This window comes from Faecalimonas umbilicata (assembly GCF_004346095.1).
GTDB classification, from domain to species: domain Bacteria; phylum Bacillota; class Clostridia; order Lachnospirales; family Lachnospiraceae; genus Faecalimonas; species Faecalimonas umbilicata.
Genome location: NZ_SLZV01000006.1, coordinates 25,974 through 40,646 on the forward strand (window position 1 = coordinate 25,974; position 14,673 = coordinate 40,646).

Below are 14,673 nucleotides of genomic sequence, written 5' to 3' on the forward strand. Positions count from 1 at the left end.
ATACTGGATGTATCAAGAAAAGAGGAGTGATGACGGATGAGTATTTTAGAATTACGAAATGTTGAGAAAATATATGGAGAAAAAGATAATCAGGTAAAGGCACTACGGAATATCAATCTAAAAGTAGAAGAAGGCGAGTTTGTTGCCATTGTAGGCACATCTGGTTCAGGCAAATCTACTTGTCTTAATTTAATCGGTGGTCTGGATAATCCGACAAGTGGACAGATTTTTATAAAGAATAAAGAGATTGGTTCTCTTTCAAGAAAAGAACTGACGATTTTCCGTAGAAGAAATATAGGGTTTGTATTCCAGAATTATAGTTTAATGCCTGTGTTGAATGTGTATGATAACGTGGCATTACCGGTAACATTTGACCGTGGAAAACATATCAATCGTAAATATATCGAAGAATTGTTACGTGAACTGGGTATTTGGGAAAAGCGTAAGAAATATCCAAACGAATTATCCGGCGGTCAGCAGCAAAGAGTTGCAATCGCAAGAGCTTTGGCAAATAAGCCGAGCATCCTGCTTTGCGATGAACCGACAGGTAATTTGGACTCAGCTACAACCATTGAAGTTATGGGATTATTAAAAGCGAGTTGTCGCAAGTACAATCAAACGATTCTCATGGTAACGCATAATGAAGCCATTGCACAGACTTGCGACAGAGTAATTCATATCGAAGATGGTCAGATTGTTACGGGAAAGAGAAGATTTCCGGCAAAAGGCGGTGATGTCGTATGTTAAAGCTGGCGTGGAAATATATGCGGTATTACAAGAGCCAGACGTTTGCAATTTTTGCGAGTATTTTATTAACAGCGTCATTGCTTTCCGGGATTTCTTCTTTGATTTACAGCAGTCAGAAAAGTGATCTGGCGAACAGCAAGACGATTTACGGAGACTGGCATTATTATATAGAAACGGACAAGGAACTTTTCGATTCTGTAGAAAGCGGTGAGAAAGGGAAAGGATATGCACTGGAACAGTGTGGAAAGATGGAAATCCGTGACGTAGTGGCAGAGGAATTTATGATCTGTTTTATCCATGCCGATGAAACTTATCGTCAAATGGCACACAGAGACTTGTTGGAGGGAACATTTCCAGAGAAAGAAAATGAAATTGCAGCGGACGGATTTGTGCTTAGCAATCTCGGATTTTCAGGGAATCTGGGAGATTCTCTTCGTATTGGAGAAAAAGAGTATATCGTCACTGGTATTTTAAAAAGTGAATGGGCGGCAAGTTCCAGTGAAATGGAAGTTTTTGTAAGTGATTCATTTAAAGGTCGAGGAAGTCAGACGTTTTTATATCTCAGATTTAATGAAGATGAGAAGTTATATAAACAGTTGGATGCTTTTTTACAGGAACAAAAATTATCATCTGAAGCAGTAGTCGGAAATGATGAAGTAATACAGTATCTTGGCGGAGAAGCACCAAGCAGCATCTATGAAATTGTGAAGTTTGGTCTGACCAATGAAGAAGGAAACTTCACCTATATCGTTTTGAAATTGCAGAGTGACTATAATCTGGCTTATAACGGGATGATCTTCCTGCTATGTCTGTTCAGCCTTTTTGTAGTATATAGTGTATTTAGCATTTCTGTATCGAAGAGAACTTCTGAGTATGGAATATTGCAGACATTAGGTATCAGTGAAGCGCAGATTGGCGGTACATTACTTTTGGAACTTTGGATGTTATTTTTAATTGGGTATCCGTTAGGATGTTTCTTAGGAAATGGTATATTAAGCCTTATGTATCAAAAGCTTAGTGGTGTATTCGGTGGAAAAGGAATTGGCGGCGCAGAGACTGGTCTATCCATCGCTGACCATACGTTGGCAGAAGGAGCAAATGCAGCGAAGTTTTTTGTTTCCGTGGATGCAATGGTATTTGGATTTCTATTTCTGCTGATTTCATTGGCGCTAGTTGCTTTTATCGTGGTTCGTTCGCTTCGGAAATATTCGTTAAAAGCAGTAATGAGTGGAGATATTTCTTTTACAAAAAGAAGGAAAATATATGCGCTGCGAAATGTAAATATGGCGAATGTAGTAGTACGGAAATTTATGTTTGCCAATAAGCGGAAAGTGCTTGGAATTTTATTATCCTTGTCTATCGGTGGTTGTATTTTCTTATGTACGACTTATATGGTTGAAAATTTGAAGGTTCACGCAGAACTTTCGTTGATGTCGGATGACGGGCTTGGTTCGGAATACCGTATTTCTTTGAAATCTGATTCGCTGAAGGATACGATTCCAGAGACGGTAGCAGATAAGATTAAAAACATGCCGGAAACAGAGAATGTATATGCGACAAAGTATACGATGGGAGAATTGCAGCTTTCCAGAAATGAGTTTTTGGCAGAGGAAGATTGGCGTGATTATTTCAAATATCAAAATCAGGAGCCGTATTTTATCCAGAGATATGATGGGATCTGTAATCAGCAGGAAGATGGAAATTACCGGATCAAATATAATGTGTATGGCTACGATGAAGCGATGATAGAACAGCTTCAGGATTTTATTCTGGAGGGAGAGCTCCAGCCGGAAACAATGAAAAATAACAATCAGGTGATCGTGACGGCGAATATGGACGGTCAGGGAAATTACTATTTTTACGGAAAGAAGCCGGGAGATAAGATTACACTTCGTGTACCAAAGACAGAAAACTATACAGATGAACTGTTAAAATTCCAAAGCGGCAAAGAAAACTATATCGAGAAAGAGTTTGAAATTACGGCAATCGTAAACAGACCATTGGCGCAGGAGAAAGATTTTTTGAATACAGAAGTCTGGAAAAATACTCAGAGTGTGATTATGACTGGCGAACAGATGGAAGAGAACTTTGGAATTACAGATTACAGTTTTATCAATGCATCGCCAGCTGATGGCGCAGATGCAGAGAGCGTGAGCAATCAGTTATTGCAAGTAATCCGAGATGTTCCCAAGGCAGTATTGCAGGATTATACTTCTGCAATCGAAACACAGAAAGATTATCTTAAGCAACAGCAGATATTCTTTTCCAGTATTGCAGTAATCCTGTTGATTATCAGTCTGTTCCATATCATAAACAGCATGAATCATACGATTCTTGCCAGAAGAAGAGAATACGGTATCATACGTGCAATGGGAATCACGAACAGTGGGTTTTATAAGATGATTTTGCAGACAGGTATTCTGTATGGAGTGTTGGCGGATGTGTTTATCTTCCTGCTTTATAATTTAGTTCTTAGAAGGTTAATGGATTACTATATGGCTCATGTGCTTCAATTCTTACATCTGACTTCTAATGTTCCCAATCTGGTTTTGATCGGAATTATGGTGCTGAATGTGCTGATTGCAGTAGTGGCAGTAATGTTCCCGGCTTGGAAGATGGGAAGAGAGAATATTATAAGTGAGATTAGAAGATAGATTCGTGATTGGAAATGAGTAATAAGGTGAAGCGGAAAGCAAGTCTGAAAATGGCTTGCTTTTCGCTTTACAATAAAGGGATATAATGTATAATTACAAATAAAGAGAAAAATAGAAGTTATTGTGTATAGAAAAATTCTTAGGAATGGAGGGATTTTAAAATGGCTGATAATAAAAATAGTGTACGATTAGGTGAAGGTGTAGCTGATGATTTAAAACAAAGCATTAATCAAGGATTATCAGATGTGGGTAATATACTAATAGGTGTTATTTCCCAATATGCAAAGGATAAAATTCAAGGAATTAATATTGACGAGTTGTTTAGTAAGAAAAACGAAAAAGAGTTATTAAATCTGTGGTCAACTCGGCTTGTAGAAAAAGGGCTTCTCCCACATGGTTACGCGGGGTTACCTGAGAATTTATTGATAGATAATTTACATCAAACAGGCTATTTAGATGGTATGTATGTTGGATACGCTCTTGCCATGATGTCTTTGGCAGATAACGATGCACCGAAAGATTTACTCCTTGCAGTTCGTGATGATATTCGACCTAATCTTATAGGACATCATTATAATAATAGAAATGAATTTGTAGAACGTTTCAAAAGCGAAAAATACGGTTGGATTAATAGTTTGAAGAAAGAAGATAAAACAGAAAAATAATAGAAAATTGCAATGTTCATTGGCAAGCATACAGATTCTTTTTTCAAGGGAAAGTATAAAAGCAAATGAAGGATAACAAGGGAAGTGGTTTGTTGTATTATATAACAAATTTATTCTTGGTGCTAGTATCCCATCATTTGCTATTTTGTAAAAATCGAATCCTATCGTATATTCCTTGATACGATAAGATAGAATCAGTCTTAATAATATCAGTATTATTTATATCAGTATTATTAGCGTGTCGTTTTGACATGTCTAGAGATGTTAAAACGACACTTCTAGAAATGTCAAAATGACAGGTCTGGGAAAATTTAATCAGGAGTCTATTTCTGTTCGTGTTCGGCTTTGTCGAGGAAATTCCAAGCCATTTTTACTACCTCATTTCTTAAATTCCAAATACCAGCGATACAGGATTGAATTTCATCCTGCATGGTTTTAGATCGGACGCCGCCTGTATGAAAATAGCGGGCAATCTGATTTAAGTTACTTCCGATTTTTCCAAACTCAGCGGTCAGTTTTTGTAATTCCGGGATATCAGCAACTACTTCATAGCGAATCGCTATTTTTCCTTCCAACACCATTTTGCGGATGTACTCGGATAAGGTAAGTCCAGTTTCTTCAGCCGCATCTGTTATTAACCCATATTCCATATCTGTAAAACGGACTGTGATACGATACGGACGGGAGATTGTTTTTTTGGTCTTGCCATAGGAAGCCTTCTTTCTTCTTCGTGCGTATGCACATCGTCAATACCTCGGTATTGCGCTGCGAACACAACTTTTTGTGAGAGCCAACCTGCAAATTTTAAGTGCAGGTTTATATCGAGGGAATGGGGAGCGAAATCCCCATCAAGAAATGCCAAGTCTGCAAAAACCGGGAAACGGGTTATTGTCGGACATAGGCGAATCTTGCTCTGAAATGTTTTTCCCCTTCAATAACTCTGTTTGGGAGAGGTTAAGAAACAAGCAGAAAAAAGAAAATCTTTTTGATGCTTGTTTTTTTCATGCGCTGGGATTGGGGTTATGTAAAGATGAACCTTGAAAAAAGAAAAATGTTTTTTAGAATGAGACAAGTTTCTGGACGCATAGAATCTCAAATAGGAAGGGGGTTATGCTTTTGGATGGGAAAACTTTGCAGGAATTGAAGCGTGTAAATATAAAAGAAGTAAATCCAGATGAGCTTGTGGATATTAGTGAAATTGGGATTGATATGAAACAGTCAGTACAAAAAAGAGTGAAAGAGTATGTGGAACAGGTACATAACCCTTATCTTGTCCGGGTGGGCGAGTATGTTGTGAAGATTGGATATTCTGAATGTAAAGAGACGCTGAATGATCGGATGAAACAGTATATTTCAAAAATTGCAGAAACGAAATATTAAAGTTGAATTTGCTCTTTACAATATCAGGATGTCATGGTAATTTAGATGCAGGACAAAACAGTGAAATCCTGAAATTACTATAAGAAAGAATCTCGTAGGACAGGTTCGACTGACTGAAATCAAAATAGTAAAATTAGGAGGAAGCAAAATGCAGAAAAATGTATGTTATCATACTGCAATCTATCTTCGTTTGTCGAGGGATGATGAAGATATTGATGGCAGCGCAAAACGAGAAAGCGACAGTATTTCATCCCAACGTGAGCTAGCACGTTCCTTTGTAAGAGAACAGCCGGATATGGAGTTATTCGATATTTATATTGATGACGGATATTCGGGAGCCAACTTTGACCGACCAGATTTTAAAAGAATGATGGCGGACATTGAAAATGGAAATGTAAATTGTGTCGTTGTAAAAGATTTATCCAGATTTGGACGAGATTATATTGAAGCCGGGCGGTTCATTCAAAAGACCTTCCCGGCTTTTTCTGTGCGTTTTATTGCGATCACAGATCATTATGATAGTCTGACTGCGGACCAGAGTACCACATCTCTTGTGATTCCGGTCAAAAACTTTGTGAATGATTCCTACTGTCAGGATATTTCAGAAAAGGTAAAATCACATCAGAAAATAAAACGGGAGAAAGGGAAATTTATCGGGGCATTTGCAGTCTATGGATATCAGAAAGACTATGAAGATAAAAATAAGCTGGTCATAGATGAATATGCGGCAAAGATTGTGAAAAATATTTTTACATGGAAACTGGACGGCATGAGCAACCTTGCCATTGCAAAACGCTTGAATGAGAATGGAATCTTCTCTCCATTGGAATATAAGAAATCCCACGGAGAGCATTATGCCACAGGGTTTCATGCAGGAATCGTATCCAAATGGTCTGCGGTGGCGGTAAAGCGTATTTTGACGAATGAAATTTACACCGGAACGATGGTACAGGGAAAACGGGAGAAAGTCAATTATAAGGTAGATAAGATTTTAGAAAAGCCAGAGTCTGAGTGGTTTAAGGTGGAAGGCACACATGAGGCAATCATTTCCAAAGAGGATTACCAAAATGTACAGCGGCTTTTAAAAGTCGATACCAGAGCCGGGAAGGGAAAAGAAAAAGCGCACATGTTTTCGGGACTTCTGTTTTGCGGAGATTGTAAAGAGCCGATGGTTCGTCGAATAAACCGATATAAGGGAACGGAAAAAATATATTATATCTGTTCGACGAGAAATCGGAGTGAGGGGTGCAGCAGGCACAGTATTTCAGAAGCAGATTTGAAAAAAGTGGTATTCCGGATCATACAGTCGCAGGTTGAACTTCTGATTGATGTAAATCGGCAGATGCAGTATCTCCAGACAAAGGAAATGAACTTTGAGGATGTGGTCGGATTTGATAAAGAGATTACTCGATTAAGGAATGAGCAGGAAAAATATCTGGAGCTGCGGGCGGGACTTTATGAAGATTTGAAGAGGGGAGTAATTACGCAGGCAGACTTTAAGAACTTTAGTGCGATTTATGAAAAGCAATACATGGAGACAGAGCAGGCGCTTGAGAAACAGGAAGAGATGTTAAACAGACTGTTTTATAAAGGGATACAATCAGGTGTAAAGTTGGAACGCTTGAAAGAGACCATGCAGATTACCACATTAGACAGGGATACCCTATTAGCCTTTGTAGGCAGGATAGAAGTGTACGAGGAGAAAAAAGTATCGGTACAGTTTTGCTGTCAGGAAGAAATGAAAAAGATGTTGGTGTTGTCAGAATTTCTTTCATCTCAATCAGAAATTGTGAAAGAGGTGGTCTAAATGGCAAGAACATCTAAGAGAAAAAAAGAGAATTTGGAATATCAAAATATAACTGAAAACAAAGCTGGAAAAGTTTTTCGGGTGGGGATTTATGCAAGGCTGTCAGTGGATAGTACGGAAAAGAAAAATGAATCCATTGAAAGCCAGATAGAAATTGCACGAAAGCATATTGAGAGTTTACCCAATATGATAATCGTAGAAGTATATTCTGATTTGGGAACAACAGGTACAAATTTTGATAGACCTGATTTTCAGAGGATGCTGCAAGATATTCGGAAAAAGAAAATAAACTGTGTGGTGGTAAAAGATTTTTCGAGATTTGCTCGTGATTATATTGAAACTGGGAATTACTTAGAAAGAATTTTCCCATTTATGGGAGTGAGATTTATTTCCGTGACGGATCATTACGATAGTGAGAACCCAGTAGATGGTAATGGGAAAATGAAAATCAATCTGAAAAATATTGTTAATGAGTTGTATGCTAAAGATATTTCACAGCGTGTTGAAAGTTCTAAAAGGGCAAAGTTGGAAAATGGAAGCTACATCGGAGGCATCCCTGCTTATGGATATGAAAAGCATAAGATTCAGGATAAGTATGTACTGTTTAAAGAGAAGGAAACCAGTACGATTGTTCAGAGAGTATATGAAATGTATGATTCGGGAAAAAGAATTTCAGAAATTATAAAGTTTTTATATGAATTGAAAGTTCATAGACCGACAGAATATCAGAAAACGAAACATGTCTATTGCCAAAACGGAGAAACTTTAAAACAATGGTCAGAAGTGACTTTGACAGCAATGTTGACAAATCCAATTTATATTGGAACTCTGATTCAAAAAGGTGGGAAGGTAAAAGAGCCTATTATTATTGAAAACGCACATGAGGGAATCGTATCGAAAGAGTTATTTTATCGTGTGAATACATCTTTTGAAGAAAGAAAATCAGAGAAAAAGATTTTTTATACGAAAGAGTTGCAGGAACCAGATATTTTTCGAGATATCCTGTATTGCGGAGAGTGTGGGCATAAGTTAAGAAGAATTTGTACCTCTAAAAAGCAATCTTATAAACAGGTATTACGAAGATATGTGTATGGATGCACTAACATTGGCAGGATTGATGGGGATAGATGCGATAGCCATTATATTCCTATGAAAACGATAGAGGAAATTGTTTTACAGGTTTTGAAAAAAGAATATATGCTTAGTTCTTTTCGAGCAAAGGATTACACTTCACATAATAATGAAATTGCACAGAAGAAAAAGCTACAACTTTTTCAAGAACAGAAAAGCGCAGAGGAACAGATGGAAGGCATTAGCTTAGATTTGAGCAGGACTTATATGGAATATCGGCAGAAGAAAATTTCTAAGGAACAATTTCTGAACTATAAAGAGAAAACGGAAGGTGTAAGGAGTGCTTTAGAGAAATCAATACTTGAAATACAGGAGAGACAGAATCAAATTGATGAGAGATCAGAGCGTGAAAATAAAATTATTCGTGCTTTAGTGAGATGTAAAGAGGGGGAGGCGTTGAATTATGATTTAATTCATACCCTGATAAAACGAATTGATGTTTATGCAGATGCTCGGCTGGAGGTACAGTTTTATTTCCAAAAGTCTGAATTATTGCAGGAGAAGAAAGGGGATAGGTAATGTAATGGAAGTGAGAATTGCACTGTATATGAGATTATCTATGGAAGATAAGGAAAACGAGGAAGAAAGCAATAGCATATTAAATCAAAGACTTTTGCTGAGAAGATTTGTACTAGACAAGTTTGTGGATGTTAAAACTGAAGTCATGGAATTTGTGGATGATGGATATTCGGGAACGAATTTTGATCGTCCTTCCGTTAAGGAATTATTGGAGAATGCGAAAGAGGCAAAGATAGATTGCATTATAGTGAAAGATTTTTCCAGATTTTCCAGAGATTACATAGAGATGGGGGCGTACTTGGAGCAGATATTTCCCTTTCTAGGTATAAGATTTATTTCTGTGAATGATCATTATGACAGTAATGATTATATTGGAAAATCAGCAGGTATGGATACATCCTTTAAGTATTTGGTTAATGATTTATATGCGAAAGACATTTCTGTAAAAGTAAAATCAACATTGGAAATGAAACGTGAAAAGGGAATCTATGCCAATGGAAGCACACCTTTTGGATATATGAAGTCTAAAGAGGATTGTCATTTGCTTGAGCCAGTAGAACCGGAGGCGGGGATCATCAGAAGAATATTTCAAATGACATTGGAAGGGGATTCTTCCAGTAAAATAGCAAAACTATTTAATGAGGAAGGTGTTATGACGCCGATGGAATATAAAATAAAGCGTGGAATTACTATGATGAAACCCAAAGGAAATAGATTTCTGTGGGATGGTTCTACGATTTGCCAAATGTTACGGAATGATTTTTATGCAGGAAATTGGGTGTATGGAAAATATGAAACCAATGCGGTTGGTGGAAAAGCAAGATTAAAGCCGAGAAGTGAATGGAAAATATATTATAATCATCATGAGGCAATTATAGATCGGGAGACATTTAAAATGGTACAGCAAAGCAGAGGAAGAAAAAAGTCTGTGCAAAAGAGGGAAAAGCATCCGTTGACGGGAAAGATTGTCTGCGGGTGCTGCGGTAAAAATCTGAAGATTGAACATTCATTGAATCCATATTTTTTCTGTGCAACCAGATATAAAACCGATTCACCGGAATGCGTGAAGAAAGTAAATGTGATGTTTATAGAACAGATGATTTTGTATATGTTGCAGCAGGAGATATTGAAACAGGAAGAGGTATCAAAATGGCAGCAGGATTGTGCTATGCAACTGAGGGAGAGATATAAAAGTGTTATACAGAAGATCAATGGGATTGATGCAGAAGTAAAGCAGATAGAAGAAGGGAAAATGGAGGGGTATGAGAAGTACAGAGGGAAAGAAATTTTAGTGGATGAATATAGGGAGATCCTGGATGGCTTGAGGAAGAAAGAGGAAAAATTGATTAGAGAGAAGGGAAGGTTAGAAGATAAACTAGAGAAGATAAAAAATAAGATTTCAGAGATTGCAGGAGAAGGAGGGTATGTGTGGGAAGGATGTGATATTATAGAGTTAGATCAGGATGTGGTGGATACGTTTGTGGAGAAGGTTGTAGTGTGGGATGAGAAGGAAGTAGAGATAGAGTGGAGGTTTAAAGGAAATAGTGTATTATAAAAGTTTAGAAGAGGGAGAAACTTGTAGCAACAAGATTCTATCTTTTGTGGTAAAATGAAACATAATATAAGATATTTGGAGACGTGGGGAGAAAATATATGAATATGAATTATATAAAAGAAATTGCAGAAGCTTTATCGGATAATCATGCGGTATTAATGGTAGGCGCTGGGTTTTCGAAGAATGCAGAGAAGGTAGCTGTTACAGATAAGAAATTTTTGAATTGGAATGAGCTTTCAGATTTATTTTATGAAACTATTTATGATGAAAATGGAGGACCGGGAAAGGAATATAATAGTTCATTAAGATTGGCTCAAGAAGTAGAAGTAACAGTAGGGCGTCCTAAGTTGGAAAAATTAATAAGAGAAGCGGTGCCAGATTTAGACTATGCACCATCTGAATTATATATGAAGATGATGGGAATGCCATGGAAAGATGTATTTACTACAAATTACGATACCTTATTAGAGCGAGCTGCTGATAAAGTTACAAAACGTAGGTATAATGTTGTCATAAGTCAAAATGATTTAGTGAATAGCAATGATGCACCGAGAATACTAAAATTACATGGATCATTTCCTTCTTATCGTCCCTTTATTATAACAGAAGAGGATTATAGAACTTATCCGATTAAATTTGCGGCGATGGTTAATACAGTTCAACAAGCGCTGTTAGAGAATGTATTTTGTATGATAGGATTTTCATGTGAAGATCCTAATTTTATAAATTGGATTGGATGGATACATGATAATTTAGGTAAAAGTAGTTCTCAAAAAATGTATATGATATCAGTTTCACATATTGCAGAGGCAAAGCGCAAATTACTTTTTGAACGTAATATAATTGTTGTTGACTTACAAGAATTATGGCCAACCAAAAGTGTTTCCGCTAGATTAAGTGCTTTTTTTGAAGAGTTGAAATTAAGGGTAGAAGAAAAAAACAGGAAAGATAATTGGTTTGATTATGGAAAAATTGATTTGCATCATACTACTGACTTTTCCCAAAAGACAGAAATAATGAACAAGTTGAATGAATCATATCCGGGATGGATTTTTCTTCCTTGGAAGATGAAAAATAAGGTTAAATTTATCTTAGATAAACTTGAGTATTTAAACAAATTTGAAGATGTTATTTTTGAAGAACAAGTAAATTATATGTATGAGTATGTAAAGTTACTAGAGATTGCGGGACGACCAATTTTAGCACAGGTTGTGAATCAATTCTGGGAAGTGTTAGTGAAAAGCGACGAAAAGAAAATAGAAAATGGTTTAAATGATAAGTTAAAATATAAAAAGCAGGTAATATATTTACATCTCTTACGTTCATTTAGGGAATTAGCAGACTGGGAAAAATATGATATATGTCATAAAAAAATTGATACAACTATTTTAGATTATGATAGCAAACAGTTTTTATCCGCTTGTGATTGTTGGAGATACCTCTATAGGTTTCAGGACGAAGAATTAAGAAGTGAGTTGGAGTCGTGGGAGGTGGCCGAGGGGGATGTATACTGGCCGTTAGTGAAAGCAAGTATATATGCTCTTGTTGGAGAAGTATCAAAGGCAGATGGAATTTTGTTAGATACACTTATTTTGGTTCGAAAGCAATTAGTAAAGGCAAGTGGAAATGAGTATTTATCTTCTATAGAAGAGAGTATTGTTTCATTGATTAACTTTATTCGTCAGGGAACTATAGGAGGAAATAGGATAGAGAGTACAGAGGAGTGTATTCATGAAAGTGATGTGTCATGGTGGAGTGAAAATGATAAGTATTGCTTATATTTGAATGCAGATGAGAAAAATAAAAAAACTTTTGAAACAAAACATAATTTTGATTTGTCATCTACATATACAATGCACATGGGGATAGATAATTCAGATGTATTCTATGCATTAGAGTATTTGAGATTTTTGGAACAAACAGGGCATCCATTTAGATTGCGGAATGTAACGAATACTAAAGGTTTATATGGAACGATAAAAAGGGTTGTGCCATATTATCCGCATTGGTGTTTTATGCAGATTCTTATATCACAAGATAAAAAACATTTAGATTTATTATTTGGAAGAGTTGAGTTAGCTAATTTATCACAAGAGGAAGTTGATAGTATTGCAAAAGAATATTTACAAATATTTCAGATTGTAATGAAAAATGTTAATCCTGAGAACTGTTTTTGGGCAAAATCAATATATGAGCAGGCGGCAATTGTACTTCCAGAAATTATCGCTAGATTTTGTTATAAATGCTCAAGTGATGTGTTAGATGAAATTTTTAATATGGTTCTTGATTTGTGTTTGCGTAATATTAGAACAAATTTTAAAGGAATTAACAAAATTTTTAAGGGTTTGTTTAAAGCGTTTACCATACAGGAGCAAAAAGAGCGAATTGAGAAAGTGTTACAATTTCCAATGGAGATGGATCGAATGAGTGATTATTGTGATCCTATTTTGTATATAAATAAACCTAAAGAAAAATATATTCTTGGTGTTGATTTATATAATAGTACTCTTTTTAAAATAAAGCAGATGATAAATGAAGGTAATAAAGAGGAGAGAGAGGTTGCAATTAATCGTTTAGTCATTCTTGCGCAAATTGTCGTATTAAATGAAACAGATAAAAAATATTTATGTGATATTTTGGAAGAAGATGAAACATTAGAAAATAAAGATTTATTGTATATGTTAGATAAACAAACATATGCGAAAAACTTAAAACAGATATTTGATAATACGTTAGAGAGAATGAAAAGGGATTCAGATACCAAAATATTTTCTTCGGGAGGAAATAACTATAGGGATTTAATAAAGAATCTTAAAGAGATAGGGATATGTGGAATATGTTTAGAAGAAACCTTTGAAGTAATGAAAAACTTAGTTTTGACCAATAAATATTGGAGGGAAAACGAACAACCAGAAGCAGAGGAAAGAATTCGCCAGACATTTTTGATTGCTATTGGAATAATTATATTATGGGTTAAGAACGGTAAGGTTTTATCTAACACGGTAATGGAAAATGTGCTTGCATATTTTGATGCATTGAAAGAGGTATATGGAAATTCCGTCACAATTGAAATGATTCAAGCTTGCTTTGTGAAAAAAGTAGATATTGATATAGAAGATTTCCGGAAAAACATTTGGTTATGCGATGAGCAAGAACTGAATTTACTTAAAGATTTTTATGATATGCTTTATGTGAATTGTTTTGACGTGAAAAATGATGATATGCTATTAGAGTGTACTAATATTGTAGCGGAGGTTTCAATATGTAGAATGACCTGTTGTGAAGTGGTACAAAGTATACCTGTATTAAAGGTATGCAACATATTGGTGAAGAGCAATCTTGAACTAGATAAGGAGTTGCTGATTTTGTTTGCAGGATTATCAAAGCTTCGTGACGAGACAACAATAGAAGATGCAGATTCTGAACAAGAGGCTTTGTATAAGTTGAGATGTAGGATAATGGCGTGCCAAATTGCAAAAGAGCTTTATGCAAAAGGGATAAAATCTGAATGTATAGATGAATGGAAACAAATTAGTGAGGATAAGGATGAATTTATTGAGATAAGAAATATTGACTTTGATTTTAAGGAGAATGATTAGGGCAATTGTAACATACACATTCAGTGAGCAAGCTGAGTGTGCATGTTGCTATAAGAATTAAGAGCACTTTGCAATGATTTAACAAAGAAGTTTTGTTTTTTTAGCAATAAATTAACTCACCCTACCATTTTTGAACTATTCATAGCTTGAAATCTCATAAATACACTAAAAAATCTTCAAAAACTTTTCTGCAACTACTTGACACAAGAGGGAATCGTGAGGGGGAATGATCCATATTTATATGGAGAAAAAGTAAAGGCTTATCTCAGGAGAGGCGCAAGACCATTGCCAGGATTTACAGAATATCCAAATCCGCAGGTGGGATATGGGGCATTGTGTCTGAGAGATAGTCTGCCGCTCTAGAAACAGCCATCGAATTGCTGAAGAGAAAAAAGGTTCTCGTATAAATTTCATCGACAAAATTTCCCAAAATAACCTGCTCATCCATCTCCCCTAGCAATGAAATTTTCCCACTTCTTTATTTAATATTTTCCCTTGAAAACAGTGGATTTCTCCTTTGTTTTTGCAGTACGAACCGTGGATGAAATGCTGGGAAACAGCAATGTCGAATATGGTATCCGGTATGGTGTGGTACATGATATAGGTATTGACTTTG

The 14,673-nt window shown here is 36.0% G+C and carries 9 protein-coding genes and 1 pseudogene; 9 read left to right on the plus strand and 1 reads right to left on the minus strand.

All coding sequences use genetic code 11. The features are described 5' to 3' along the window. Window positions 1-36 precede the first annotated feature (36 nt). From EDD74_RS03940 to EDD74_RS03950, 3 genes are all read left to right on the plus strand, one after another. Entirely contained in the window at window positions 37-747 is a 711-nt protein-coding gene (locus tag EDD74_RS03940; protein ID WP_116441213.1) for an ABC transporter ATP-binding protein, read from the plus strand. Continuing rightward, the gene (locus EDD74_RS03945) at window positions 741-3,401 is read left to right on the plus strand and encodes an ABC transporter permease (protein ID WP_116441214.1); all 2,661 of its coding nucleotides are present in this window, start codon (window positions 741-743) and stop codon (window positions 3,399-3,401) included. Before EDD74_RS03940 ends, EDD74_RS03945 begins: the two co-directional genes overlap by 7 nt. Window positions 3,402-3,562: 161 nt before the next feature. Then, on the plus strand, window positions 3,563-4,066 hold the full coding sequence (locus tag EDD74_RS03950; RefSeq protein WP_116441215.1) for a hypothetical protein: 504 nt from the start codon (window positions 3,563-3,565) through the stop codon (window positions 4,064-4,066). 323 nt (window positions 4,067-4,389) lie between these two features. Here the strand turns inward: EDD74_RS03950 and EDD74_RS03955 are convergent. After that, window positions 4,390-4,779: pseudogene (locus tag EDD74_RS03955) on the minus strand (DUF6290 family protein); the annotation flags it as partial. A 397-nt stretch (window positions 4,780-5,176) separates the two neighbouring features. Here EDD74_RS03955 and EDD74_RS03965 point away from each other — a divergent pair. From EDD74_RS03965 to EDD74_RS14995, 6 genes are all read left to right on the plus strand, one after another. Continuing rightward, window positions 5,177-5,446: a DUF6870 family protein gene (locus EDD74_RS03965; RefSeq protein ID WP_116441217.1), complete on the plus strand. Its 270-nt coding sequence runs from the start codon at window positions 5,177-5,179 to the stop codon at window positions 5,444-5,446. A 148-nt stretch (window positions 5,447-5,594) separates the two neighbouring features. Beyond that, the gene (locus EDD74_RS03970) at window positions 5,595-7,253 is read left to right on the plus strand and encodes a recombinase family protein (RefSeq protein ID WP_116441218.1); all 1,659 of its coding nucleotides are present in this window, start codon (window positions 5,595-5,597) and stop codon (window positions 7,251-7,253) included. Continuing rightward, on the plus strand, window positions 7,254-8,903 hold the full coding sequence (locus tag EDD74_RS03975) for a recombinase family protein (protein WP_116441219.1): 1,650 nt from the start codon (window positions 7,254-7,256) through the stop codon (window positions 8,901-8,903). Window positions 8,904-8,907: 4 nt separating this feature from the next. Continuing rightward, window positions 8,908-10,458 carry a recombinase family protein gene (locus EDD74_RS03980; protein ID WP_116441220.1) on the plus strand — a complete coding sequence of 517 codons (1,551 nt, stop codon included), beginning with the start codon at window positions 8,908-8,910 and terminating at the stop codon, window positions 10,456-10,458. Between the two features lie 98 nt (window positions 10,459-10,556). Then, the gene (locus EDD74_RS03985) at window positions 10,557-14,057 is read left to right on the plus strand and encodes an SIR2 family NAD-dependent protein deacylase (RefSeq protein WP_116441221.1); all 3,501 of its coding nucleotides are present in this window, start codon (window positions 10,557-10,559) and stop codon (window positions 14,055-14,057) included. A gap of 216 nt (window positions 14,058-14,273) precedes the next feature. Continuing rightward, the gene (locus EDD74_RS14995) at window positions 14,274-14,420 is read left to right on the plus strand and encodes a hypothetical protein (RefSeq protein WP_165851563.1); all 147 of its coding nucleotides are present in this window, start codon (window positions 14,274-14,276) and stop codon (window positions 14,418-14,420) included. Window positions 14,421-14,673 lie beyond the last annotated feature (253 nt).

Coding starts and splice junctions, on each gene's coding strand:
- EDD74_RS03985 (WP_116441221.1), top strand. CDS start 10,557: ATGAATATGAATTATATAAAAGAAATTGCAGAAGCTTTATCGGATAAT.
- EDD74_RS03940 (WP_116441213.1), top strand. CDS start 37: ATGAGTATTTTAGAATTACGAAATGTTGAGAAAATATATGGAGAAAAA.
- EDD74_RS03980 (WP_116441220.1), top strand. CDS start 8,908: ATGGAAGTGAGAATTGCACTGTATATGAGATTATCTATGGAAGATAAG.
- EDD74_RS03975 (WP_116441219.1), top strand. CDS start 7,254: ATGGCAAGAACATCTAAGAGAAAAAAAGAGAATTTGGAATATCAAAAT.
- EDD74_RS03965 (WP_116441217.1), top strand. CDS start 5,177: ATGCTTTTGGATGGGAAAACTTTGCAGGAATTGAAGCGTGTAAATATA.
- EDD74_RS03945 (WP_116441214.1), top strand. CDS start 741: ATGTTAAAGCTGGCGTGGAAATATATGCGGTATTACAAGAGCCAGACG.
- EDD74_RS03950 (WP_116441215.1), top strand. CDS start 3,563: ATGGCTGATAATAAAAATAGTGTACGATTAGGTGAAGGTGTAGCTGAT.
- EDD74_RS03970 (WP_116441218.1), top strand. CDS start 5,595: ATGCAGAAAAATGTATGTTATCATACTGCAATCTATCTTCGTTTGTCG.